This is a genomic window from Kocuria soli, assembly GCF_003797835.1.
In the GTDB taxonomy this organism is placed as follows: Bacteria; Actinomycetota; Actinomycetes; order Actinomycetales; family Micrococcaceae; genus Kocuria; species Kocuria soli.
Genome location: NZ_RKMF01000003.1, coordinates 111,688 through 134,295, shown reverse-complemented (window position 1 = coordinate 134,295; position 22,608 = coordinate 111,688). Strand labels below are relative to the sequence as shown.

19 protein-coding genes and 1 tRNA gene are annotated in these 22,608 nt (G+C 66.6%); 13 read left to right on the top strand and 7 right to left on the bottom strand.

The window, feature by feature from the left end; all coding sequences use genetic code 11:
• The first annotated feature begins 29 nt into the window (after positions 1-29).
• The gene (locus EDL96_RS03435) at positions 30-956 is read left to right on the top strand and encodes an SDR family oxidoreductase (protein ID WP_123824422.1); all 927 of its coding nucleotides are present in this window, start codon (positions 30-32) and stop codon (positions 954-956) included.
• Between the two features lie 31 nt (positions 957-987).
• On the opposite strand, the gene EDL96_RS03430 is transcribed toward EDL96_RS03435, so the two are convergent.
• The gene (locus EDL96_RS03430; RefSeq protein ID WP_233568653.1) at positions 988-1,701 is read right to left on the bottom strand and encodes a VanW family protein; all 714 of its coding nucleotides are present in this window, start codon (positions 1,699-1,701) and stop codon (positions 988-990) included.
• A 505-nt stretch (positions 1,702-2,206) separates the two neighbouring features.
• Between EDL96_RS03430 and EDL96_RS03425 the strand changes: the two genes are divergently transcribed.
• Complete coding sequence (locus EDL96_RS03425; RefSeq protein WP_123824421.1) at positions 2,207-3,592, top strand: glycoside hydrolase family 68 protein; 1,386 nt, start codon at positions 2,207-2,209, stop codon at positions 3,590-3,592.
• A 108-nt stretch (positions 3,593-3,700) separates the two neighbouring features.
• On the opposite strand, the gene EDL96_RS03420 is transcribed toward EDL96_RS03425, so the two are convergent.
• Complete coding sequence (locus tag EDL96_RS03420) at positions 3,701-4,648, bottom strand: pyridoxal-phosphate dependent enzyme (RefSeq protein ID WP_233568652.1); 948 nt, start codon at positions 4,646-4,648, stop codon at positions 3,701-3,703.
• Positions 4,649-4,792: 144 nt separating this feature from the next.
• On the opposite strand from EDL96_RS03420, the gene EDL96_RS03415 reads away from it, so the two are divergent.
• Complete coding sequence (locus tag EDL96_RS03415) at positions 4,793-5,251, top strand: PTS sugar transporter subunit IIA (protein WP_123824419.1); 459 nt, start codon at positions 4,793-4,795, stop codon at positions 5,249-5,251.
• A gap of 37 nt (positions 5,252-5,288) precedes the next feature.
• Here the strand turns inward: EDL96_RS03415 and EDL96_RS03410 are convergent, their stop codons facing one another.
• Positions 5,289-6,134: a bile acid:sodium symporter family protein gene (locus tag EDL96_RS03410; RefSeq protein WP_233568651.1), complete on the bottom strand. Its 846-nt coding sequence runs from the start codon at positions 6,132-6,134 to the stop codon at positions 5,289-5,291.
• A gap of 44 nt (positions 6,135-6,178) precedes the next feature.
• Here EDL96_RS03410 and EDL96_RS03405 point away from each other — a divergent pair, with 44 nt between their 5' ends.
• From EDL96_RS03405 to nrfD, 6 genes are all read left to right on the top strand, one after another.
• Positions 6,179-6,622, top strand: a complete 444-nt coding sequence (locus EDL96_RS03405) for a PTS sugar transporter subunit IIA (protein WP_123824418.1) — start codon at positions 6,179-6,181, stop codon at positions 6,620-6,622.
• A gap of 19 nt (positions 6,623-6,641) precedes the next feature.
• Positions 6,642-7,481, top strand: a complete 840-nt coding sequence (locus tag EDL96_RS03400; RefSeq protein WP_123824417.1) for a PTS sugar transporter subunit IIA — start codon at positions 6,642-6,644, stop codon at positions 7,479-7,481.
• Positions 7,482-7,535: 54 nt separating this feature from the next.
• Positions 7,536-9,080: a PTS ascorbate transporter subunit IIC gene (locus EDL96_RS03395; protein WP_123824416.1), complete on the top strand. Its 1,545-nt coding sequence runs from the start codon at positions 7,536-7,538 to the stop codon at positions 9,078-9,080.
• A gap of 87 nt (positions 9,081-9,167) precedes the next feature.
• Entirely contained in the window at positions 9,168-12,452 is a 3,285-nt protein-coding gene (fdh, locus tag EDL96_RS03385; RefSeq protein ID WP_233568650.1) for a formate dehydrogenase, read from the top strand.
• Complete coding sequence (locus EDL96_RS03380) at positions 12,449-13,462, top strand: 4Fe-4S dicluster domain-containing protein (protein ID WP_123824413.1); 1,014 nt, start codon at positions 12,449-12,451, stop codon at positions 13,460-13,462. Before fdh ends, EDL96_RS03380 begins: the two co-directional genes overlap by 4 nt.
• Positions 13,459-14,574, top strand: a complete 1,116-nt coding sequence (gene nrfD / locus EDL96_RS03375) for an NrfD/PsrC family molybdoenzyme membrane anchor subunit (protein WP_123824412.1) — start codon at positions 13,459-13,461, stop codon at positions 14,572-14,574. The genes EDL96_RS03380 and nrfD overlap by 4 nt, the downstream gene beginning before the upstream one ends.
• 25 nt (positions 14,575-14,599) lie before the next feature.
• On the opposite strand, the gene selD is transcribed toward nrfD, so the two are convergent.
• Positions 14,600-15,607, bottom strand: coding sequence for a selenide, water dikinase SelD (selD, locus tag EDL96_RS03370; protein WP_123824411.1), 1,008 nt, complete (start codon positions 15,605-15,607; stop codon positions 14,600-14,602).
• 47 nt (positions 15,608-15,654) lie between these two features.
• Between selD and EDL96_RS03365 the strand changes: the two genes are divergently transcribed.
• The 3 genes from EDL96_RS03365 (at position 15,655) to selB (ending at position 18,939) form a co-directional block, all read left to right on the top strand.
• Positions 15,655-15,750, top strand: a tRNA-Sec gene (locus tag EDL96_RS03365).
• A 25-nt stretch (positions 15,751-15,775) separates the two neighbouring features.
• On the top strand, positions 15,776-17,146 hold the full coding sequence (gene selA / locus EDL96_RS03360; RefSeq protein WP_123824410.1) for an L-seryl-tRNA(Sec) selenium transferase: 1,371 nt from the start codon (positions 15,776-15,778) through the stop codon (positions 17,144-17,146).
• Positions 17,143-18,939: a selenocysteine-specific translation elongation factor gene (selB, locus tag EDL96_RS03355; RefSeq protein WP_123824409.1), complete on the top strand. Its 1,797-nt coding sequence runs from the start codon at positions 17,143-17,145 to the stop codon at positions 18,937-18,939. The genes selA and selB overlap by 4 nt, the downstream gene beginning before the upstream one ends.
• Here the strand turns inward: selB and EDL96_RS03350 are convergent.
• The 3 genes from EDL96_RS03350 to deoD form a co-directional block, all read right to left on the bottom strand.
• Complete coding sequence (locus EDL96_RS03350) at positions 18,929-19,432, bottom strand: SRPBCC family protein (protein WP_123824408.1); 504 nt, start codon at positions 19,430-19,432, stop codon at positions 18,929-18,931. The two genes, selB and EDL96_RS03350, sit on opposite strands and share 11 nt — an antisense overlap.
• 38 nt (positions 19,433-19,470) lie before the next feature.
• On the bottom strand, positions 19,471-20,928 hold the full coding sequence (locus EDL96_RS03345; protein WP_123824407.1) for a glyceraldehyde-3-phosphate dehydrogenase: 1,458 nt from the start codon (positions 20,926-20,928) through the stop codon (positions 19,471-19,473).
• 297 nt (positions 20,929-21,225) lie between these two features.
• Entirely contained in the window at positions 21,226-21,945 is a 720-nt protein-coding gene (gene deoD, locus EDL96_RS03340) for a purine-nucleoside phosphorylase (protein WP_123824406.1), read from the bottom strand.
• Between the two features lie 179 nt (positions 21,946-22,124).
• On the opposite strand from deoD, the gene EDL96_RS03335 reads away from it, so the two are divergent.
• Positions 22,125-22,571, top strand: a complete 447-nt coding sequence (locus EDL96_RS03335; RefSeq protein ID WP_123824405.1) for a MarR family winged helix-turn-helix transcriptional regulator — start codon at positions 22,125-22,127, stop codon at positions 22,569-22,571.
• Positions 22,572-22,608 lie beyond the last annotated feature (37 nt).

The following is a 22,608-nucleotide window of genomic DNA, read 5'->3' as shown; positions in this document are numbered from 1 at the left end:
CGGCAACCACAATCGACCAGGAGGCCTTCATGAGCTCGAACCAGGACGCACACAACGAGACCACCGATCAGCTGGTCTTCCAGAACCCCGTGACCCGTTACGAGGCGATCGAACCTCCCAAACAGGACCAGCCGGAGCCCGGCCTGGACAAGACACTCGAGCCCAAGACGGACCGCGGCGAACACTCTTACCGCGGCACGGGGCGCCTGGAGGGTCGCAAGGCCCTCATCACGGGGGCCGACTCGGGCCTGGGCGCCGCCGTCGCCATTGCCTTCGCACGCGAGGGAGCCGACATCGCCCTCAATTACCTGCCCGCGGAACAAGAGGACGCCGAATGGGTCCGCGACGCCGTGGCCGACACGGGACGCAAGGTTGAACTCCTCCCCGGTGACCTCGCGGACCGAGACGCGGCCGCTGAGTTGGTCGATCAGGCTGTCACCGCCCTGGGTGGCCTGAACATCTTGGTGAACAACGCCGGCCGCCAAATCGCCGTGGAGGACGGGCTGGAGGCGTTGACCGACGAGCAGGTCGAGGACACCTTCAACGTCAACGTCTTGAGCATGTTCCGGTTGACGCGCGCTGCGCTCAAGCACATGCCTGCCGGGTCCTCGATCATCAACTCCACGTCCATCCAGGCGTACAAGCCGTCCCCGACCCTGTTGGACTACGCCTCCACCAAGGCCGCGATCAACAACTTCACCAAGGGCCTCGCCGAACAGCTGGCCCCCCGCGGAATCCGGGTGAACTCCGTGGCCCCGGGTCCCTTCTGGACGCCGCTGCAGGTCAGCGACGGGCAGCCGAAGGAAAAACTGCCGAACTTCGGGCAGGACACCGGCCTGGGCCGTGCGGGTCAGCCCACGGAAGTGGCCCCCGCGTACGTGTTCCTGGCGTCAGCCGAATCCAGCTACGTGATCGGTGAGACGTTGAACGTGAACGGTGGCATGCCGACGCCGTGACCCCTGAGCCGGGACGAGGTCACGCGCTGAGTCACACCGAGGGCTTCTCGGGCAGGATCTCGTCCCGGATCATGTCGGGGTCGTAGCAGGCCAAGGCATCGTTCTCGAGCGGACGCTCCGTTTTCACAATGTTGCCCGTGCGCTTGTCGCGGGTGTCTCGCATGACCACGTTGTGCCGTCGCACGGTGGATGCAGCCGTCCGCGGATCGGCAGCCCGGTAGAAATAGGCATCTTCCTCCCGAATGTGATACTTCATCGGCAGGGCTTGATCTGAACACAGCTCGCCGCGGAGGTATTCATCGTCCACGCGGACTCGGAACTGAAATGTCTGATCTGTATCATTCCGGACCCGATAGTCCAGGAAGTTCCAAACAATCGATGTGCCCGTTCCGAATGGGATCTGTCGCTGGAAGTCCGGGAAAAGGTCCAACCCACTGTGGTGGTGGTGCTCCACGATGGTCAACGAAGAGTGCAACGTCATCCAGTGCAGGAGATTGGTGAACTGACACAGCCCACCTCCCACACCGACTGCCGCATGGTCACCCTCGATCATCAGACCCGGCAAGTATCCCTTTCGCTGTGGAGGCTCACCGACCAAGCGCCAAAAGGAGAATGTCTCACCCGGCGCGATGACCACCCCATCAACATGCGGCGCGGCCAGGGACAGCGACCGCGCCTTACCCTCCTGAAGCTCGGGATGAGTATTTCCCAAACGACGACGAATGAGTGAGTTGTGGGAATACACCTTGATGCCAAGACTTTCGCCGGTGCCCTGCTTCGCGAATGACTATCGCACCATTGCATCAATAGCATTGCGCTGCAGCTGTTGCCGTTTGACCGAAATCTTGTAGGTCAACGGTGAAATCTCAGAGAAAAGCCTTCGGGCCATTTCAAGCTCGATTCCACGGTGGATGAGTCCGTTGGTGGTCAGAGCGTGAGGTGCGCCCCGGCCTTGAACATGGAAACTACTACGAAGCCGTTCACACCGGTCGAAAATCGATATAACCGTTACGGAATAGCAATCACCAATCATTACATTCAACTGGCCGCCGCCCACGGAAGGCCCGGCTCCACGTAGCCCAAGCCGTTGAGACATATACGTGCCAAGTTACATGAAAATTCGTTAAGTACGGATTGGCTCACACATCGGATTTATCAGCCCACGTTCGATAACGAACTGATAACGGCCCTGATCACGGCGCGAGCACCTCCCCTGTTCACGCTCGCACCCGTGACTGAAAGGGAACGTCATGCCCGAAGATTCGAACCTCGCCGACCGCCAGATCAGCCGACGGTCGTTCGGAAGGTTGGCGGCCGCCGTCACGGCGGCCGCGACCTTGACCTCGGTCAGCTACCGCACGGACAAGGCGTGGGCCGCAGAGGGCCCGCAACCAACACCGCACACCCAGCAGGCCTACGACCCGATCTCCTCGGACTTCGCCGCCAAGTGGACCCGCGCCGATGCGCGCCAGATCATGACGCAGCAGAACGACGAATCCGTCCCACGCGGCGAGAACTCGATGCCGGATTCCGTGACCATGCCGGAAATCCCCAAGGACTTCCCCGTCATGAATGACGAAGTCTGGGTCTGGGACACCTGGTCCCTAACCGATGAACATTCGAATCAGATGAGCTACAAGGGCTGGGACGTGATCTTCAGCCTGGTGGCACCCCGCTCCATCCCCTTCGACTCCCGGCACTGGAGCGCCAAGATCGGCTACTTCTACCGCAAGTCCACGGCAGAGCTGAACTCCTCCTGGACCTACGGCGGGCTGCTCTTCCCAGAGGACTCGTCCCTGTCCAACACCGAGTGGTCCGGCTCCACCCGCTTGATGCAGGGCAACAAGGTGCGCGTGTTCTACACAGCCACCACGTTCGGCACTCCTCGGCCGGGCACCGACGGGAAACCAGCGGTGTTGGCCACCGTGGAAGGCCGCATCAGTGCGAGCGACGAAGGCGTGGGCGGAGGCGTGCTCGGCTCGGAGGAGACCCACGTGACCGAGGAGGACCTGGGCTACGTCGACGGCGACCCGTTCGCTGAGACCGTCGAGGAGGTCAACGGCATGGGCGCCCACTACCAACGTGGCAACATCGTCCTGGCCTGGGCTGATTCCAAGGATCTGACCTCGTGGACCATGCTGCCTCCGATCCTCACGGCTTACGGGGTCAACGACCAGACGGAACGCCCGCAGATGATCCTGCAGGACGGGAAGTACTACCTGTTCACCATCTCGCATCAGTTCACCTACGCGAATGGTCTTCGGGGCCCGGATGGCGTCTACGGGTTCGTCGGCGATGGCATTCGTTCGGACTTCCAGCCGCTCAACGACTCGGGCCTGGTCCTCGGATCACCGACGGACCTGAACCTGCCGGCCGATGCTCCGGAGTCCCCCACAGTCGGTCAGAACCCCCGCCAATTCCAGGCCTACTCGCATTACATCCAGCCGGGCGGGCTCATCCAGTCGTTCATCGACAACGTGGACGGGCGTCGCGGCGGCACGCTGTCTCCCACGGTGAAGGTCAACATCTCGGGCGAGACCACCGCCGTGGACTACTCGTTCGGGGACAACGGCTTGGGCCCGTACGCCTACATTCCGACCAACAAGCGCAAGGGCGGCGTCGGCCACTACAAGTGACCCGCCCGCCCTGCGTCACGCTCGGACACGAACTATGAAAGGTGCCCTCGACGATCTCAGGAATCGTCGAGGGCACCTTGTCGACTGCCGCCGATCCTCCCGTTCAAATCAACCGATCAGTTCGGCGAACCGGCGCAGGTCGACGTTCCCACCGCTCAGTACCACCCCAACCCGTCGACCTGCCAATTCCTCAGAGTTCAGGACCCAAGCCAGCCCCAACGCGGCCGTGGGTTCCACGATCACCTTCATGGACTGTGCCATCGCCCGCATCGCCTCGACCAGTTGCTCGTCACTGGCGGTACTGACCTGAACGTTCTCCCGCTGCAGGATCCCGAAGGTGAGCGGTGCCAACGCCACGGTCTGGGCGCCGTCGGCAATGGTGCGTGGCACCTCGATGGAAACGATCCGCCCTTGTTCCAAGGAGCGCCGTGCGTCGTCTCCGGCCTCGGGTTCCACCCCGATGATCTGGATGTTCGGGTCGTGTGCGTGGGCCGCCAGAGCGACGCCGGAGGTCAGGCCCCCTCCGCCTAGCGGGGTGACGATCACGTCCAGGTCGGGAATCTCTTCACACAACTCACGTCCCACCGTGGCCTGCCCTGCCACCACGTCCGGATGATCGAACGGCGGAATCAGGGCCGCGTCCTGCTCACGCGCGATGTCCTCGGCCACGCTCGTGCGGTTCTGTGTGTAGCGGTCGTACTCCACCACTCGCGCCCCGTACCCTTCCGTGGCGGCGCGCTTGACCGCTGGGGCGTCCGTGGGCATGACGATCGTGGTGGGCACGTGGTTCAGGCGTCCCGCGAGCGCCACCGCCTGGGCGTGATTACCGGAGGAAAATGCGACGACGCCGCGCGCCCCCGCTTCCTTCGCCCTGGTCACGGCGTTGTACGCGCCTCTGAACTTGAAGGCGCCGGCCCGCTGGAAGTTCTCGCACTTGAAGAACACCTCGGCTCCGGCCCACTCGTTCAATCGGGTCGAGGTCATCACGGGTGTGCGGTGGGCGATCCTGCGGAGGCGAGCAGCTGCGCCGTCGACGTCGATGAAGCTTCCGGCCAATCTGTCGCTCCCCACTATGCGGTGCCGCAGGACCCGAGCGCCGGATCCGGATGGTGCGTCCATCGTAGGAGCGTCGTCGGCCGCACAGACCATGAGTCCGTCACTTCGGCTACCAAAACCGCCGGTCTCACCTAATGTGTAGGTATGGCCCAGCTGCATGAACTCGTGACCCCGGAATCGATTCGTCTCGACGCGCGTGCGCATGACTGGCGGTCGGCAATCAGGGCGGCGGGAAAGCTTCTGGCCAAGTCAGGCGCTGGATCACCGGCGTTCACCAAGGCCATGATCAAGAACGTCGAGGAGCACGGGCCATACATCGTGATCGCACCGGGATTCGCCTTCGCCCACGCGCAAGCCCCCGATCTCGTGAGTCGGACGGCCATGTCCTGGGCGCGTCTCAAGAAGCCGGTCAAGTTCGGCAACGCCGACAACGACCCCGTCACCCTGGTTGCAGCCCTGGCCTCAGCGGACAGCACCCAACACATCCGGGCCATGCGGCAGCTCATGTCCGTGGTGGAGAACCAGGAGACCAGGCAGCAATTGGAGACTGCATCGAACGTGGACGAGTTCTTGGCGGTGCTCAAGCGACTGAACGAATGGTGAGCGCAGCCCGATGACCCGGACTCTCCGGAGTCCTCCGTCACCCCACGGGCCGTCTGCCCCAGATCGAGGCCAACAGGCCACCGGAAATGTTGTGCCATACGGAGAACACCGCGCCGGGCAGAGCAGCCTCGGGTGTGAAGTACTGAGTGGCCAGTCCTGAGGCGAGCCCCGAGTTCTGCATTCCCACCTCGACCGACACCGCACGCCGAGCCGCCGGAGGGACTCGGAGCGCAGCAGCAACGGCATAACCCAGCCCGTACCCCAGGAGGTTGTGCAGCACCACGCCGATCAACAGTCCGAGCCCGGCGGTCATGAGCACCGCAGTAGATGCCGACACGACGGCGACCACCACGAAGGTGATGGCCAGAACCGAAATCCAGGGCAAGGCAGGTTCAATGCGCCGCACGAACCCGGAGAAGAACGTCCGCACGAGCAGCCCGCCCACGATCGGGATCAGCACGATTTGGACCAGAGACATCGCCATGTCCCCGGCAGGCACGGGGAGGAACTGCCCGGCCAGCCACAACGTGATCACCGGCGTGAGTAACGGGGAGAGTGCGGTTGACAGTGACGTCATGGTCACGGACAGGGCGACGTCGCCACGAGCCAGGTAAGTCACCACGTTCGACGCCGTTCCCCCTGGCACACTGCCCACCAGAATTAGACCGGCCGCCAATTGAGGCGGCAGGTGCAACACGGCCGCGATGGTCCAAGCAAGCAGCGGCATGATGAGGTATTGCAGTGCCACGCCGAGCAGCACGGGCATGGGTCGTTTCAGCACCAGGGCGAAGTCGGGAAGCGTCAGCGTGAGACCCATGCCGAACATGATCACCACCAGCGCCGGAACAATGTATGCGTTCCAGCCGGTGAATGCCCCTGGCAACAGGAACCATGCCCATCCCGCGCATGACTCCGTAGGCTGTACCCATGGCCACGCTGCATGAACTGGTGACACCCGATTCCATCCGCCTCGATGTCCGTGCCGCCGACTGGCACGACGCCATGAGGACCGTCGGTGAGGTCCTGGTGTCAGCCGGCATCAGTGACGACTCCTACACGGAATCGATGATCCACAACGTCGAGGAGCACGGGCCGTACATCGTGGTCTCCCCCGGATTCGCTTTTGCCCACGCCCGGGCGAACGACGACGTCCACCACACCGGGATGGCCTGGATCCGGTTGGCCGAACCAGTGGAGTTCGGCCATGAATCCAACGACCCCGTCACCCTGATTGCATCACTGGCAGCCATGAACAGTTCCTCACACATCGCGGCCACCCAGCAGCTGGCCACGCTCATGGCCGATCCCACAAAGCGCACAGCCCTCGCAACCGCAGCAACTCCCGAGCAGTTCCACGCCGCACTCATGTAGCGGCAACTACGGTGGGTGCATGGCAACGCTGCATGAATTGACCCGCCCCAACTCCATCCGGCTGGACGTTCAGGCCGCTGACTGGCGCGCGGCCATCACGACCGCGGGCCGGCTCCTGGAGACCGACGGCGTCAGTTCTGGGCATTACACGGACGCCATGGTCCGCAATGTCGAGGACAACGGCCCGTACATCGTGGTCTCCCCCGGGTTCGCTTTCGCCCATGCCCGCGCGAACGACGACGTCCATCGAACCGGCATGGCCTGGATCCGCCTCGACGAGCCCGTGGCGTTCGGCCACGAGTCCAACGATCCCGTCACCCTGGTGGCCGCCCTGGCCGCCGTCGACAGCTCGGCTCACCTGACCGCCATGCAGCAACTGGCCCAGGCTCTGGGGGACGCTGACACACGGGAGGCCCTCGAGTCCGCGACCACCCCCGGCCAGTTCCACGACGCCCTCGCTGCCGTGACCCCCAAAGCCCAGGGATCGACGACGGCGGCAGCAGCCACCGGCGCTACCGCCGCCAGCACACAAGGGGCGGCGGGCGAAGACGTCTCCGCCCCCACCCACGCGACCAAGGACCACATCCTCACGGTGTGCGGCAACGGCCTGGGCACCAGCCTCTTCCTCAAGAACACGCTGGAGAAGGTCCTGGACCAGTGGGGCTGGGGGCCATACCTGACGGTCGAGGCCACGGACACCATCTCCGCCAAGGGCAAGGCCAAGGACGCGGACCTGATCATGACCTCCGGGGAGATTGCGCGAACCCTGGGGGACCCGGGCATCCCCGTGAAAGTCATCTCGAACTTCACCAGCACCGAGGAGATCGACGCGGCGCTGCGGGATTCCTACGACGTCTGAGTCCCACCACAGGACTCCACCACCTTCTTCAACACCACTTGACAGGGGAGAACGATGAACTGGCTGGTCGCAGCTGCACAGTTCCTGGTCAACGAGATCCTTTCGGTTCCCGCGTTCCTGATCGGCATCATCACCGCGGTGGGCCTGATCGCCCTGCGCAAGAGCGCGGGTCAGGTCATCGGCGGGGCCATCAAGGCCACGTTGGGATTCCTGCTCATCGGCGCCGGCGCCACGCTGGTGGTCGCTTCGCTGGACCCCCTCGGGGTGATGATCCAGGGAGCCACCGGCGCGCAAGGCGTGGTCCCGACCAATGAGGCCATCGCCGGAATCGCCCAGGCCGAGTACGGCGGACAGGTCGCGTGGCTCATGATCCTGGGCTTCGTGATCTCGCTGCTGCTGGCGAGGTTCACCCCGTTGCGTTACGTGTTCCTCACGGGTCACCACGTGTTGTTCATGGCCACCATGCTCACGATCATCCTGGCCACCGCCGGATACGGGGGCGCCGTCGTCGTGATCGTGGGAGCGCTCCTGTTGGGAATCCTGATGGTCTCCCTGCCCGCGTTGGCACATCCCTGGACCCGCAGGATCACGGGGGACGACAGCATCGCGATCGGCCACTTCGGCACCGCCGGGTACATCGCCGCGGGCGCCACGGGTCGGTTGGTGGGGCGCAACAGCCCGTCCTCGGAGGACCTGAAACTGCCCGAAGGGCTGCGGTTCCTCCGCGACTCCATGGTGGCCACCGCGCTGTCCATGGCCCTGATGTACGTGGTCCTGGCCGTGCTGTTCATGGCTCGCGCAGGCACGGAAGCCGCCTTCCAGGCATTCGAGGGCGGGGCCACGGGCGTGGGCAACTACCTCATGACCTCGGTGACCTACGGCCTGCAGTTCGGTGTGGCGGTCGCCGTGATCCTGTTCGGCGTGCGGACCATCCTGGGTGAGCTGGTCCCGGCCTTCCAGGGCATCGCCGCCAAGGTCGTCCCCGGCGCCATCCCCGCACTGGACGCCCCGATCGTGTTCCCCTACGCCCAGAACGCCGTGCTGCTGGGCTTCACCTCGAGCTTCGCCGGAGGCCTGGTGGGGCTGGCCGTCCTGTCGGCGTGGTTGAACCCGGCCTTCGGGATCGCGTTGATCCTGCCCGGCCTGGTCCCCCACTTCTTCACGGGTGGCGCGGCCGGCGTCTACGGCAACGCCACGGGTGGTCGGCGAGGTGCCGTGGCGGGAGGGTTCGTCAACGGTCTGATCATCACCTTCCTGCCCGCGTTCCTGCTCTCCGTCCTGGGTGCTTTCGGGGGCGAGAACACGACCTTCGGCGACGCCGACTTCGGCTGGTTCGGCCTGGCGGTCGGATCGGCCGCCAAGCTGGGCGCGGTCGGCGGCTTGGTCTTGGTGCTTGCCATCGGACTGCTGGTCCTGGGTGCAGCAATCCTGGTCCAGCTCAAGGTGGTCAACCGTGGTTGGGATCCGGCACCCGGGCGACCGCGGACAGCAAGTGCACAGAGCGACGACGACGCCCCGTCCGGGCCGACCCCGGTTCGGAGCTACGCCAAGATCCCGCCGCCCGCGGGAGCTCCGGCGCCGCCGCCACGCAGTCGTTAGGCCGCCCGCCCAGACCATCTCAGCCACCAATGGCCACAAATACCAAGTCGCCTGTGCGACCTGCTTCACGTGGTTTAGATTGAGTCCATGGCTCGGTTCAGCTTCCTGGAGTGGCCGGTGGTGCGGCAACTGCGCACCGCCGATTCCACGGCGCGCAGTTCCGCCACGGTGTCCGAGCACACCCGTGAACTGACCTCCCGCAACGCCACCGCCGACCGCGTGGTGCAAAGCGTCTGCCCCTACTGCGCGGTGGGCTGCGGGCAGAAGGTGTACGTCAAGGACGAGAAGGTCATCCAGATCGAAGGTGACCCGGACTCTCCGATCTCCCGCGGCCGTCTGTGCCCCAAGGGCGCGGCCAGCGAGCAACTGGTCAACGCCCCCGGCCGCCAGTACGAGGTTCTCTACCGGGCTCCGCGGGCCAAGGACTGGCAGAAGCTGGACCTGGAACAGGCCGTGGAGATGGTGGCCGACCGCTTCCTGGAGGCACGCCGCAACAAGTGGCAGGACGCGGACGACAAGGGCCGCAGACTCAACCGCACCATGGGCATCGCCGCCCTGGGCGGTGCCACGTTGGACAACGAAGAGAACTACCTGATCAAGAAACTCTTCACCGCCGCGGGAGCCATACAGATCGAGAACCAGGCGCGTATTTGACACTCCGCCACCGTTCCCAGTTTGGGAACTTCTTTTGGCCGCGGCGGAGCCACACAATCGCTGCAAGACATGGCGAATGCGGACTGCATCGTCATCCAGGGTTCCAACATGGCGGAGTGCCATCCGGTCGGATTCCAGTGGGTTGCTGAAGCCAAGGCTCGCGGTGCCCGCGTCATCCACGTGGACCCCCGGTTCACGCGTACCTCAGCCTCCGCGGATCGGCACGTCCCCATCCGCGCAGGTTCCGACGTCGTGCTCCTGGGTGCGCTGATCAACCATGTCCTCCAGAACGACCTCTGGTTCAAGGAGTACGTCACCTCGTACACCAACGCGCCCTTCCTGATCTCCGACGACTTCAAGGACACCGAGGACCTGGACGGCCTGTTCTCCGGGTACGACCCCGAAACCGGGCACTACGACCGCTCGTCCTGGGCGTACAAGACCGACGACGACGCCGGTGCGGAGCCCGAGCACGGCGCTTCCGCCAGTGGCCGCGCCGAAGGTGAATCGCACGGCAGCGGTGGCCCGCCCGTGGCCAAACGTCCCATGCGGGACGACACCCTGCAGGACCCGCGTACGGTCTTCCAGATCCTCAAGCGCCACTACAGCCGCTACACACCGGAGATGGTGCAGGAGACCTGTGGAGTCTCCGTGGAGGACTTCGAGTACCTGGCGCGTTCGATCACCGAGAACTCCGGACGTGACCGCACCACGTGCTTCGCCTACGCGGTGGGTTGGACGCAGCACACGCTGGGTGCCCAGTTCATTCGCACGGCATCGATCCTGCAACTGCTGCTGGGCAACATGGGTCGTCCGGGTGGCGGCATCATGGCGTTGCGCGGCCACGCCAGCATCCAGGGGTCCACGGACATCCCCACACTGTTCAACATCCTCCCGGGCTACCTCCCGATGCCCACGGTGGACATGGAGACCTTCCAGGACTACCTGGACTCGATCGCCTCCAAGCAGCAGAAGGGTTTCTGGGCCAACGCCGACGCCTATTCGGTGAGCCTGCTCAAGGCCTGGTGGGGAGAGGCATCGCAGCCCGAGAACAACTGGGCCTACGACTACATCCCACGCCTGACCGGCCCGCACGGCACCTACCAGACGCTCGAAGCCATGATGCGCGACGAGGTCGAGGGGTACTTCATCCTGGGCCAGAACCCCGCCGTGGGCTCCGCGAACGGCCGCATGCAGCGCATGGGCATGTCCCACCTCAAGTGGCTGGTGGTGCGCGACCTCAACATGATCGAATCCGCCACCTGGTGGAAGGACGGCCCGGAGATCGCATCCGGGGAGATGCGCACGGAGGACATCGAGACGGAAGTCTTCTTCTTCCCCGCCGCCACGCACGTGGAGAAGTCGGGCACGTTCACCCAGACCCAACGCCTGTTGCAGTGGCGCCACCAGGCCGTCACACCGCCGGGCGACTGCCAGAGCGAGCTCAAGTTCTTCCACGACCTCGGTCAACGCATCCGCGCCAAGCTGGCAGATTCGGAGGATCCCAGGGATCGACCGCTGCTCGACCTCACCTGGGACTACCCGCTGCACGACGACGGCGACCCCAGCTCCGAGGCGGTGCTCGCCGAGATCAACGGTCGCTTCCTGACGGGAGAGGACGCCGGTAAGCCGCTGTCCACGTTCAACCAGATGAAGCCGGACGGCTCCACCTCCGGTGGCTGCTGGATCTACACCGGCGTGTACGCGGACGGGATCAACCACGCCGCGGACCGCATGCCGGGCCAGGAACAGGACCAGATCGCCTCCAAGTGGGGCTGGGCCTGGCCGGCCAATCGACGGATCCTGTACAACCGCGCGTCGGCGGACCCGGAGGGCAAGCCGTGGAGTGAGCGCAAGAAGCTCATCTGGTGGGACCAGGACGCGGGCCGGTGGACCGGTCCTGACGTTCCGGACTTCCCCGTGGATCGTGCGCCCGGCACCGTCCCCGACCCCGACGCCGGGGGCCCCGCTGCCCTGGCCGGTGACGATCCGTTCATCATGCAGTCCGACGGCAAGGGCTGGTTGTTCGCGCCCAAGGGGATGGTCGACGGGCCGCTGCCCGCGCACTACGAGGCGCAGGAGTCGCCCGTGGTCAACCCGTTGTACCCGCAACAGCCCAGCCCCACCCGCGAGCTGTTTCCACGCGGGGACAACCTCACCGCCCCCAGGTACGGGCAGGCCGGCAACGAGGTCTACCCGTACATGTTCACCACGTACCGGTTGACCGAGCAGCACACCGCCGGTGGCATGAGCCGTTGGCTCCCCTACCTGGCCGAACTGCAGCCGGAGATGTTCTGTGAGATCTCAGCAGAACTCGCGGAGGAGCGTGGCCTGGAACCCTACGGATGGGCCACCCTGGTCTCCCCACGCGCCGTGATCGAGGCCAAGGTTTTGGTCACCGACCGCGTGGTCTCCCTGGACGTCGCAGGGCGCCGGATCCACCAGATCGGGCTGCCCTATCACTGGGGTGTGGGTTCGGACGCCGTCGTGACCGGTGACTCGGCCAACGACCTCATGGGCATCACGCTGGATCCGAACGTCCACATCCAGGAATCCAAGGTGGGAATGTGTGACATCCGGCCGGGCCGCAGGCCCCGCGGGGAAGCCGCCACCCGGCTCGTGTCCGAGTACCAGCAGCGGGCCGGGCTCACCGTGGAGACTGGTAATGAGCGGGTCACGGACCCCGACCTCGAGTTGCGGAAGGAAGACCCCTCATGACCTCCGAGCCGGTTCAGCAGCGGCCGAACCCCACGGGGGACGCGCACTACGACCACCCGCACTCCCGGCGCGGGTTCTTCACTGACACCTCGATCTGCATCGGCTGCAAGGCCTGTGAGGTCGCGTGCAAGGAGTGGAACCGTAATCCCGCCGACGGTGACTACGAAATTCTGGGCTCGTCCTACGACAACACGGGCGCTCTGGGCGCCGACACCTGGCGACACGTCGCGTTCATCGAGCAGGACCGCGAGCGCATCGAAGAAGCCAGGGAGTCGGGCCGGAAGCTCGTGGACTTGGGGATGCCGCAGGTGGGCCCACCGCAGGAACGGGGTGTGGCGGACGGCGCAGCGTCGTCGTCCGCCACGCACACGCCGGACACACCGGAGTTCCGCTGGCTCATGTCCTCTGACGTGTGCAAACACTGCACCAACGCGGGATGCCTGGACGTGTGCCCCACGGGTGCGCTGTTCCGCACCGAATACGGCACGGTGGTGGTCCAGGAGGACATCTGCAACGGCTGCGGCACGTGTGTGGCAGGGTGCCCGTTCGGTGTGATCGAACGCCGTGAGGACGGCCTGGTCAGCACTCCCGCCGGCCGCGAGATGCCGGACACGGTCAAGAAGCCGCAGAACGGCGTCGCCCAGAAATGCACCCTCTGCTACGACCGCATGAAGGACGACGAAACCCCGGCCTGCGCCAAGACCTGCCCCACCACGTCCATCAAGTACGGCGAGCGCGAGGACATGCTGGCCGCCGCGCACGAACGCGTGGCCCAGTTGCACGAGCAGGGCATGACCGAAGCGCGGCTCTACGGCGCGAACCCGGACGACGGCGTGGGCGGCACGGGATCGATCTTCCTGCTGCTGGACGAACCCGAGGTCTACGGCCTGCCACCTGACCCGCGGGTTCCGACCGCCGACCTGGCGCACACGTTCAAGCGCGCCGGTGTGGCCATGGCGGGGATGGCGTTGGCCACCGCCACGGCCTTCATGGTGGGTGGGCGTCGATGACGGCCTCCGAGTTCGACAGCTACCGCCCTCCGGAGCCGCCCCGTCGTCGTCGGGGCTCCGGCAAGGGACGACGACGCGCCGCGGGTTCGGGTTGGCTGCGGCGCGGTGCCGAGGGTGCACGCGAGATGCCCGTGGTGCCGGATGCCGAGGTGGAGCCGTATTCGTCGTACTACGGCCGCCCGGTGGTCAAGGCCCCACCGTGGAAGAAGGAGGTCGCCACCTACCTGTTCCTGGGTGGTGTGGCCGGTGGTTCCGGGCTCCTGGCCTTCGGCGCCCAGCTGACGGATCGACCTGTACTGCGGCGCAACGCCCGTCTCTCCGCCCTGACCACGGTGGGCGTGGGCAGCTTGGCCCTGGTGGCAGATCTCGGCCGCCCGGAGCGGTTCCTGAACATGCTCCGAACGATCAAGCCGACCTCTCCCATGAGTCTGGGGTCGTGGGTTCTGGCGGGCTTCGGCACCAGCTCGGGGATTGCGGCCGCCGGGGAGGTGGACCGCCTGTTGGGCGAACGCCTCCCGTTGGGTCCGATCCGGGCCGTCCTGCACGGGGCCGAGCCCGCGGCAGGAGCCATGATGGGGCTGCTGGGTTCCCCACTTGCCGGGTACACGGCCGTCCTGCTCTCGGACACGGCCATGCCCACGTGGAACGCCGCCCGTGGGGACCTGCCGTTCCTGTTCGTGAGTTCGGCCGCGTTGGCTGCCAGTGGCTTGGCCATGATCACCACGCCGGTTGAAGAAACCGGTCCCGCTCAGGCTCTCGCCGTCCTGGGCGTCGCCGGTGACCTGGTCGCCGAACCCGTCATGGTCAGCCGGATGGACCCCGTGGCAGCGGAACCTCTGCACCGGGGAACACCCGGTCAGCTGCTCACCTGGAGCAAGCGGCTGGCAATCGCCGGTGGCGTGGGAACTCTGCTGGGCGGGCGCAATCGGTGGGTGGCCGCCGCCTCCGGTGCCGCCCTGCTCACGTCCTCTGCACTGACCCGATTCGGAGTGTTCCAGGCGGGGATCAACTCCGCCAAGGATCCGCGCTACACGATCGAGCCGCAGCGGCGGCGTCTCGAGGCCCGGCGCGCTGCGGGCCAGACCGGCGATTCCATCACCACCGCGGTCTGATCCACCCGCCGAAGGGCGGAGAGACTCAGCGGATGCGGATCCGCCCGGCCTCTTCCGGGGAGCGCGCCGCCACGGTTTCCCCGATCACCGGGTGGCCCGGGAGTTCACCAATCACCAACAGCCCGCCGGAGGTCTGCGCGTCAGCCAGGGTCAGCAGGTGGTCCTCGGTCACTCCGGAGTCGGCATCCAGGTTCGGGCGGACCCAGTCCAGGTTGCGCCGAGTGCCGCCGGAGACGAAGCCGTCCCGCAGTGCCTCCGCTGCGCCGTCGACCAACGGCACGGCGGAGGAATCGAGCACGGCGTTGATCCCGGACGCGCGAACCATCTTGAACAGATGGCCCAGGAGCCCGAATCCCGTGACATCCGTGGCGGCCTTGAGACCGGCGTCGACGGCGGCCCGCGCGGCATCGCGGTTGAGCTGGGTCATGACGTCAATGGCGGATTCGAAGACTTCGCCGGTCTGCTTGTGCCGGTTGTTGAGCAGTCCCACACCGATGGGTTTGGTGAGGGTGATCGGCAGCCCGGGCTCCGCGGCGTCGTTCCGCAGCAACCGGTCGGGCCGGGCCGTGCCGGTGACGGCCATGCCGTACTTGGGTTCGGGGTCGTCGATGGAATGCCCGCCGATCACGGGGCAACCGGCCTGCTGGCCCACGTCCAGGCCACCGCGGAGGACCTCGGTCATGAGTTCCATGGGCAGGACCCCGCGCGGCCAGCCGACCAGGTTGATGGCCACCACCGGGGTGCCGCCCATCGCATAGATGTCGGACAGGGCGTTGGCGGCGGCGATCCGGCCCCAGTCGTAGGCGCTGTCCACCACCGGGGTGAAGAAGTCTGCGGTGGAGAGCACGGCGAGGTCGTCCTGGATGCGGACGGCCGCGGCGTCGTCGCCGTCGTCCAGGCCGACCAGGACGTCGGGATGGTTCTGGCCCTCCAAGGCACGGACGGCGTCCTCGAGCTCACCGGGCGGGATCTTGCAGGCGCAACCGCCCCCGTGTGCGTAACCGGTCAGTCTCTGCGTCGAGTCCGTGTCCATGATTTCAGCCTACGACCCGGCGCAAGGCCGGTGATACGTTGACCGACGGAGGTGTCTGTGTTCCTGGTGGGCACCCCGGTCTTCAAAACCGGTGAAACCGAGTAGCTCGGTTTGGCGGGTTCGATTCCCGTCCACCTCCGCCAGTCTTCTACCCCCGGAAGGTGCGCGGTGACCAGCGAGGACCCACGACGACGCATTCCCCGCACCGACCATTTGCTGGCCCACCTGGGGGTGATCGAAGCCGGTCAGCGCCTCTCCGAATCGGCGATCCGTGCGGTCATCCGGGAGGCCCAGGACGCCGCACGGGTCGGATCGGTGGCACCCGATGAGGTCGAATCGCTGGTGCTCGATCGGTTGGCGGCCACGTCGGGTTCGTCCCTGACCCCGGTGCTGAACGCCACCGGCATCGTGGTGCACACCAACCTCGGCAGGGCCCCGCTGTCCACGTCCGCGGCCCAGGCCATTGCGGATGCGGCGGGGTACGTGGACGTGGAGATGGACCTGGGCACCGGGCGCCGTTCCAAGCGCGGGGTCGGGGCACGCCAAGCGCTGCTCGATGCCTGCCCGGCAGCGGAGGACGCGCTGGTGGTCAACAACGGGGCAGGTGCATTGGTGCTGGCCACCACGGCTTTCGCCTTCAGGCGCGAGGTGGTGATCAGCCGGGGGGAGTTCGTGGAAATCGGTGCGGGTTTCCGCCTCTCGGACCTCATGACCTCCACGGGAGCGCATCTGCGGGAGGTCGGCACCACCAATCGGACGCACCTACGCGACTACTCGGAGGCCGTCTGCGATCGGACGGGCTGCATCCTCAAGGTTCATCCCAGCAACTTCAACGTCTCCGGGTTCACCTCGGCCGTCCCCCTGGCCGAGCTGCGCCCACTGGCCGATGAACACGATGTGCCGTTGATCGTGGACGTGGGCAGTGGGCTGCTCCACGCGGACCCCGCCATTCCTGACGAGCCGAGCATCACCCAGGCGCTGGAGGCCGGCGCCGACCTGGTGATCGCCAGCGGCGACAAACTGCTGGGCGGCCCGCAGGCCGGGCTCATCCTGGGGCGATCGGAGTACGTCCAGCGCCTGGCCCGCCACCCGTTGGCCCGCGCCGTCCGCTGCGACAAGCTCACCCTGGCCGCACTGGAGGCAACCCTCACGGGGCCGGAGCCGCCGGTCAAGGCGTACCTGCACGCGGACCCGGCGCGTCTCAAGGAACGCACCGAGCGGTTGGCCGCCGCCGTCGGCGCGCCCGTGGTTGCCCACGACGGCCGCGTCGGAGGCGGCGGTGCCCCGGAAGTGCCGCTGCCCGGTTGGGCCGTGCGCCTGCCCGAAACCGTGGCGAGGGATCTGCGCTTGGGGAGTCCCGCCGTCGTCGCCCGCGTGCACGACGGCGCCTGCCTGATCGACCTGCGCTGCATCCCGGAGGCCGACGACGAGCCACTGGCCGCCGCGATCTCACAATCCGTCCAGAGGCGTGGATCCGGTCGCCCATCGGGCCTGGCGGACGACCGGATCCAGGTCTCGGCGGAGGAAGGGCTCACATGAGCTACGTGATCGCGACCGCGGGGCACGTGGATCACGGCAAGTCCACGCTGGTCCGCGCTCTCACGGGGATCGAACCGGACCGCTGGGCCGAGGAAAAGCGGCGGGGGCTGACCATCGACCTGGGCTTCGCCTGGACCACCTTGCCGTCGGGCAAGGACGTCTCCTTCGTGGACGTTCCGGGCCACGAACGGTTCCTGGGCAACATGCTCGCGGGACTGGGACCGGCACCCGTGGTGTGCTTCGTGGTGGCCGCGGACGAAGGCTGGCAGGCACAGTCCTCCGACCACCGGGACGCGGTGAACGCGCTGGGGATCCGACACGGCATCGTGGCGCTGACCAGGACCGATCTGGCTCCTGGCCGCATCACGGAGGTGACCGGGCAGGTTCGGGCGGAACTCGCCTCCACGGGGCTGGCCGATGCCCCGATCATTCCGGTGTCCTCCACCACCGGTAAGGGGCTGGAAGACATTCGGGGCGCCCTGGACACTGCGCTCACCGCCACACCGCCGCCCGATCCCACCGCGCGGGTCCGGCTGTGGGTGGACAGGGCCTTCTCCATCAAGGGCGCCGGCACCGTGGTCACGGGCACCCTGGGCGGCGGCACCGTCCGGCACGGCGACACCCTCACCCTGTGTGGCGAGCAGGAATCCACGGTCACCGTACGTGGTCTGCAGGCCCACGGCGCAGCCGTCGATTCGATCGTCCCCACCGCACGCGTGGCACTGAATCTGCGGGGTGTGCCCGCGGACCAGATTCATCGCGGCCAGGTGCTGGTGACGCCGGGGGCTTGGCCCACCATCGCGGAGTTCGACGTTCGCCGCAGCACCGGGCCCGAGTTCACGGCGGTTCCCAGCCAGATCGTCCTGCACGTGGGGACAGCAGCGATACCCGCACGTCTGCGACCCTTCGACGGCGACCACGCCCGCCTGCGCATCGACCGTCCGGTCCCCGTGGTGCCGGGCGACCCTCTGATCGTGCGGTACCCGACGGGTGAGGTGGTGCTGGGCGGGGCGCGTGTCCTGGACGTCGACCCGCAGCCCTTGAACCGACGGGGTGACAGCGCCGAACACACCCGGTGGCTCAGCGCGCTGCCGGACGGGGGCGATCCGATCGCCCTGACCCGGCGCCTCTCGGCAGTCCCCCGGGCGCACTTGACCGGGCTGGGCCTGGTAAGCCCCGAGGACCACGTTTCCGCCGAACAGGATGTGGTGGAAACGGCCGGCTGGTGGGTCCACCGGCCGGCGCTGGAGGGCTGGATCAGTGCGCTGCAGGACGCGGTCCGGCAGACTCACCGATCCAACCCACTGGCACCCGGCCTCCCCGTGCCCGCGGCTTCCGAACGCTTGGGAATCGCCGATCCCGGACTCATGGATGCGGTGGTCAAGGGCTCGGGGCTCGTGCACCGCGACGGCGTCCTGGCTGACCCGACGCACGTGTCCCAGCTGGGCGCGGCGGAGGCCGGCGTCCAGGCTCTCGAAGCGCGATGGGTGACCGACCCGTTCGACGCACCCGAGGCCTACGACCTTGATGATCTGCACCTGGGACCCAAGGAACTTGCCGCCGCCGAACGCGTGGGGCGGCTGGTGCGGTTGGGCGACGGCGTCGTCGTGGGGCCCCGGACCCCGGCGCTGGCCATGCGCGAACTGGCCCGGCTCGACCAGCCCTTCACCACCAGCCAGGCGCGTCAGGCCTGGGGCACCACGCGACGCGTGGCCATCCCCCTGCTCGAACACCTGGACGCACGCGGCTGGACCGTCCGTGAGGACGGCACCCACCGGCGCATCAAGCGGTGAACAACGCCCGGTAGTACCCCGCCTGGGACGGGTAATACGCCTCGAACTCCACCGCCGACGGGTCGCCACCCGACTCAGCAGCAACCAGGCGGTCCAGGTAGAACTCCCATCCCGGACCGGCCTGACCGGCCAACTCTGGGTCGTCCAGACGGTGGGACAGCTCGACCGTGACCTGCGACAGTTCGCATTGGATCAGATCCAGTTCCAGGTGCCACGCGTCCGCCCCGTCGCCGGTCTCCAGGACCAGACGACGCGGCGGCACACATTCGAGGACCCTCGCCTCCATCGACGGCGCGCCCTCCTCCACCAGCATGGTGACGGCAATCCGACCGCTCGCCGGATCCCCCGACCACGGGCCGAACCACCGGGCGGTCCGCTCCGGGTCCGTGACGGAGGCCCACACGTCCTCGATCGGCGCGTTGAAGGCCCTGGCCACCACCAGGAAGGCATCCCCTTCATGCGTGTGGCGGCGGCCGGTGGGATTCGGGCTCATGAGTGCCTCCGGTTTCACGTGATGGGTGGACGACGCGGTCAGTTGGACGGCAGCTGGGCCGCGTGCGTCCAGTTGGACGGGAACTTCGGCTGGGCGATGTCCGCCATCTTGGCGCACACCCGGACCACCTGGTTGGAATAGCCGAACTCGTTGTCGTACCAGGCGTAGACCACCACGGTGTTGTTGTTGACCACGGTGGCCAGGCCGTCCACCACGCAGGCGTAGCGGGAGCCCACCAGGTCGGAGGAGACGGTTTCGGGTGAATCCGTGAAGTCGATCTGCCGGCTGTAGGGCGAGTCGAGGGAGATGCCGCGCAGGAATTGGTTGAGTTCCTCGGCGTCGGCCGGGGCCTGGTCCAGTTGCAGCGTCAGCACCGCCATGGAGACGTCCGGCACGGGCACGCGGATCGCGTTGCCGGTCAGCTTGCCCTCCATCTCCGGCAACGCCTTGGCCACGGCCTTGGCCGCGCCGGTCTCCGTGATGACCATGTTCAGGCCCGCGGCCCGACCACGGCGGGAGCCCTTGTGGTAGTTGTCCGTCAGGTTCTGGTCGTTGGTGAAGGCGTGCACCGTCTCCACGTGACCCTGCTGGATCCCGTACTTGTCGTTGAGCACCTTGACCACGGGCGTGATCGCATTGGTGGTGCAGGAGGCCGCGGAGAGGATCTGGTCGGCCGGGTCGATGTCGGCGTCGTTGACCCCGCACACGATGTTCTTCATCTCGCCCTTGCCCGGCGCCGTCAGCAGGACCTTGGAAATGCCAGGGGCTTCCAGGTGACGGGAGAGACCGTCGACATCGCGCCAGACGCCGGTGTTGTCGATCAGGATCGCGTCGTCGATCCCGTGGGAGCGGTAGTCCACGGACTCCGGGGAATCCGCGTAGATCACCTGGATGTCCACGCCGTTGGCGGAGATGACGTTGCGTTCCTCGTCCACCAGGATCGACCCGTTGAACTTGCCGTGGATGGAGTCCCTGCGCAGCAGGGAGGCCCGCTTGACCAGGTCGTTGCCCGGCTTCTTGCGCACGACGACGGCGCGCAGGTTGAGTCCCGTCCCGTCGTAGCGTTCGACCAGGATCCGGGCCAGGAGTCGCCCGATGCGTCCGAATCCGTACAGCACCACGTCGCGGGTCTGCGGGGTGTTCTGCCCCTGTTGGCCCACCACCGGGGCCAGTTGCTCGCGGAGGTACTGTTCGACGTCGTCGCGCTTGGACTCGTCCAACCCGGCGGCCATCTTGCCGAGGTCGATCTGACAGGTTCCCAGGTCGAGGTTCTGCAGGACGGTCAGCAGTTCCCACGTACGGGCGGTGGTCAATTCCTCGCCGACGACGCGGCGGGCGAAGCGGTGGGCCTTGAGAATGTCCGTCACGGACTTGTGGACCAGGGAGCGCCCGTGGATGTTGAGAACGACTTTGTTCTCACGGTAGAGGCGGCCGATCACGGGAACCATGGCCTCGGCGCGGGTCTCGCGTTCGGCCCAAGTTTCAACTGCAGACACTGATGCCCTGCTTCCTCGGCCGCACGTCCTTGTGTCAGCCGCTTGGTTGTCAGTCATGCCGCGCGATCACACGGTGGGATCACGCACGCGATCGCTCCTGCGACCGCCACGGACGCGAGGTCCCGCGCCCGTCGTCGATCCTACCCGGCGGCCCCGCGCCGAAAGCCGCCGCGGACCGCGCAGCCCGCCCGCGTCGAGACCTCCGAAAAGGCCCAGGTTTCGCGCTGCGAAGGGCCGTTTCGGAGGTCTCGACGAGCGTCGCGCACACGAGGGGTCGCGGCACGAGGCACGCGGGTGTCAGGTCAGGGTCAGGGCGATTTCCATCATCTGGGTGAAGGCCGTCTGCCGCTCCTCCGGCGTGGTCTCCTCCTGGCGCATGATGTGGTCGCTCACGGTGAACAGCGCCAGTGCATTCACCCCCACCGCTGCCGCGTTCAAGTAGAGCGCCGCAGCCTCCATCTCCACCGCCAGCATGCCCATGGACGCCCAGCGCTGGTTGACCTGGTCATTGGCGTTGTAGAAGACATCGCTCGAGACCACCCCACCCACGTGCGTGGTGGCACCGAGTTCGTCCGCGGCGCGCTTGGCCCGCTCCAGCAGTTGATACGAGGCCAACGGGGCAATGGTGCCCGGCAGTTGGTACTGGTTCGCGTAGTTCGAGTCCGTGGAGGCCCCCTGGGCCATGACGACGTCGTACAGGTTCAGCTGGTCCTGCAGGGCCCCGCAGGAACCCACGCGGATCAGGTTCTGCACCCCGAAGACATTGATGAGTTCCCAGCTGTAGATCCCCATGGACGGCATGCCCATGCCGGTCCCCATGACGGAGACCTCCTTGCCCCGGTGGGTGCCGGTGAAGCCGAGCATCCCGCGCACCTGGTTGAAGCACTCGGCCCCCTCCAGGTACGTCTCCGCGATGAACTTGGCGCGCAGCGGGTCACCGGGAAGCAGGATGGTCTCGGCGATGGGGGCGCCGTCGGGTTGGATGTGCGGCGTGGACTTGCCGTGGGTGTCGAGCATGGGTCTCCTCGAGGTGAACGACCGAAGCGTGATGGAACCGCCAGGATGCCACGCTGCCTCATTCATGCTGCATCGAGATCATGGTTTCCGGCTTTCGTAGGCGTGAACCACGCTGGAAAGCATGATCTCTGCAGCCAAAGTACATTGCGCACAACTCAATTGCGGTCTACGGTTGGATCATGACCAAGATCGCCGGGCTGGACGACCAGCTGTGTTTCGCGCTTCACGCGGCGTCCCGGACCATGACCAACGCCTACCGGGCAGGTCTGCCGGAGATCGGATTGACCTACCCGCAGTTCATCACCCTGGTGGCCCTGTGGGAACAGGACGGCACGACCGTTTCCGAACTCGGCGCGCGCCTTCACCTGGACAGCGGAACCCTGTCCCCGTTGCTGAAACGCCTGGCGGGCATGGGCCTGATCGAACGACGGCGGGAGGCCGCCGACGAACGCCGGGTGAGCATCCACCTGACCCCCGAGGGCCGCGCGTTGGAGAGCCGGGCGGCCGCGATCCAGCGCGACATCTTCCAGGGCATCGACATCACGGACAGCGAAGCGGAGGCGCTGCTCTCCCTCGCCCACCGGTTCACGGCGGCGGCCGAATCGACCACACAGACTTCACGCTGACAAAGCGTGACCGAAAGAATCCAGCACCAACCACCCA

What these genes read in the sequence shown, in the direction of transcription:
- EDL96_RS03435 (WP_123824422.1), top strand. Translation starts at nt 30, where the DNA reads ATGAGCTCGAACCAGGACGCACACAACGAGACCACCGATCAGCTGGTC.
- EDL96_RS03425 (WP_123824421.1), top strand. Translation starts at nt 2,207, where the DNA reads ATGCCCGAAGATTCGAACCTCGCCGACCGCCAGATCAGCCGACGGTCG.
- EDL96_RS03415 (WP_123824419.1), top strand. Translation starts at nt 4,793, where the DNA reads ATGGCCCAGCTGCATGAACTCGTGACCCCGGAATCGATTCGTCTCGAC.
- EDL96_RS03405 (WP_123824418.1), top strand. Translation starts at nt 6,179, where the DNA reads ATGGCCACGCTGCATGAACTGGTGACACCCGATTCCATCCGCCTCGAT.
- EDL96_RS03400 (WP_123824417.1), top strand. Translation starts at nt 6,642, where the DNA reads ATGGCAACGCTGCATGAATTGACCCGCCCCAACTCCATCCGGCTGGAC.
- EDL96_RS03395 (WP_123824416.1), top strand. Translation starts at nt 7,536, where the DNA reads ATGAACTGGCTGGTCGCAGCTGCACAGTTCCTGGTCAACGAGATCCTT.
- EDL96_RS03380 (WP_123824413.1), top strand. Translation starts at nt 12,449, where the DNA reads ATGACCTCCGAGCCGGTTCAGCAGCGGCCGAACCCCACGGGGGACGCG.
- nrfD (WP_123824412.1), top strand. Translation starts at nt 13,459, where the DNA reads ATGACGGCCTCCGAGTTCGACAGCTACCGCCCTCCGGAGCCGCCCCGT.
- selD (WP_123824411.1), bottom strand. Translation starts at nt 15,607, where the DNA reads ATGGACACGGACTCGACGCAGAGACTGACCGGTTACGCACACGGGGGC.
- selB (WP_123824409.1), top strand. Translation starts at nt 17,143, where the DNA reads ATGAGCTACGTGATCGCGACCGCGGGGCACGTGGATCACGGCAAGTCC.
- EDL96_RS03350 (WP_123824408.1), bottom strand. Translation starts at nt 19,432, where the DNA reads ATGAGCCCGAATCCCACCGGCCGCCGCCACACGCATGAAGGGGATGCC.
- deoD (WP_123824406.1), bottom strand. Translation starts at nt 21,945, where the DNA reads ATGCTCGACACCCACGGCAAGTCCACGCCGCACATCCAACCCGACGGC.
- EDL96_RS03335 (WP_123824405.1), top strand. Translation starts at nt 22,125, where the DNA reads ATGACCAAGATCGCCGGGCTGGACGACCAGCTGTGTTTCGCGCTTCAC.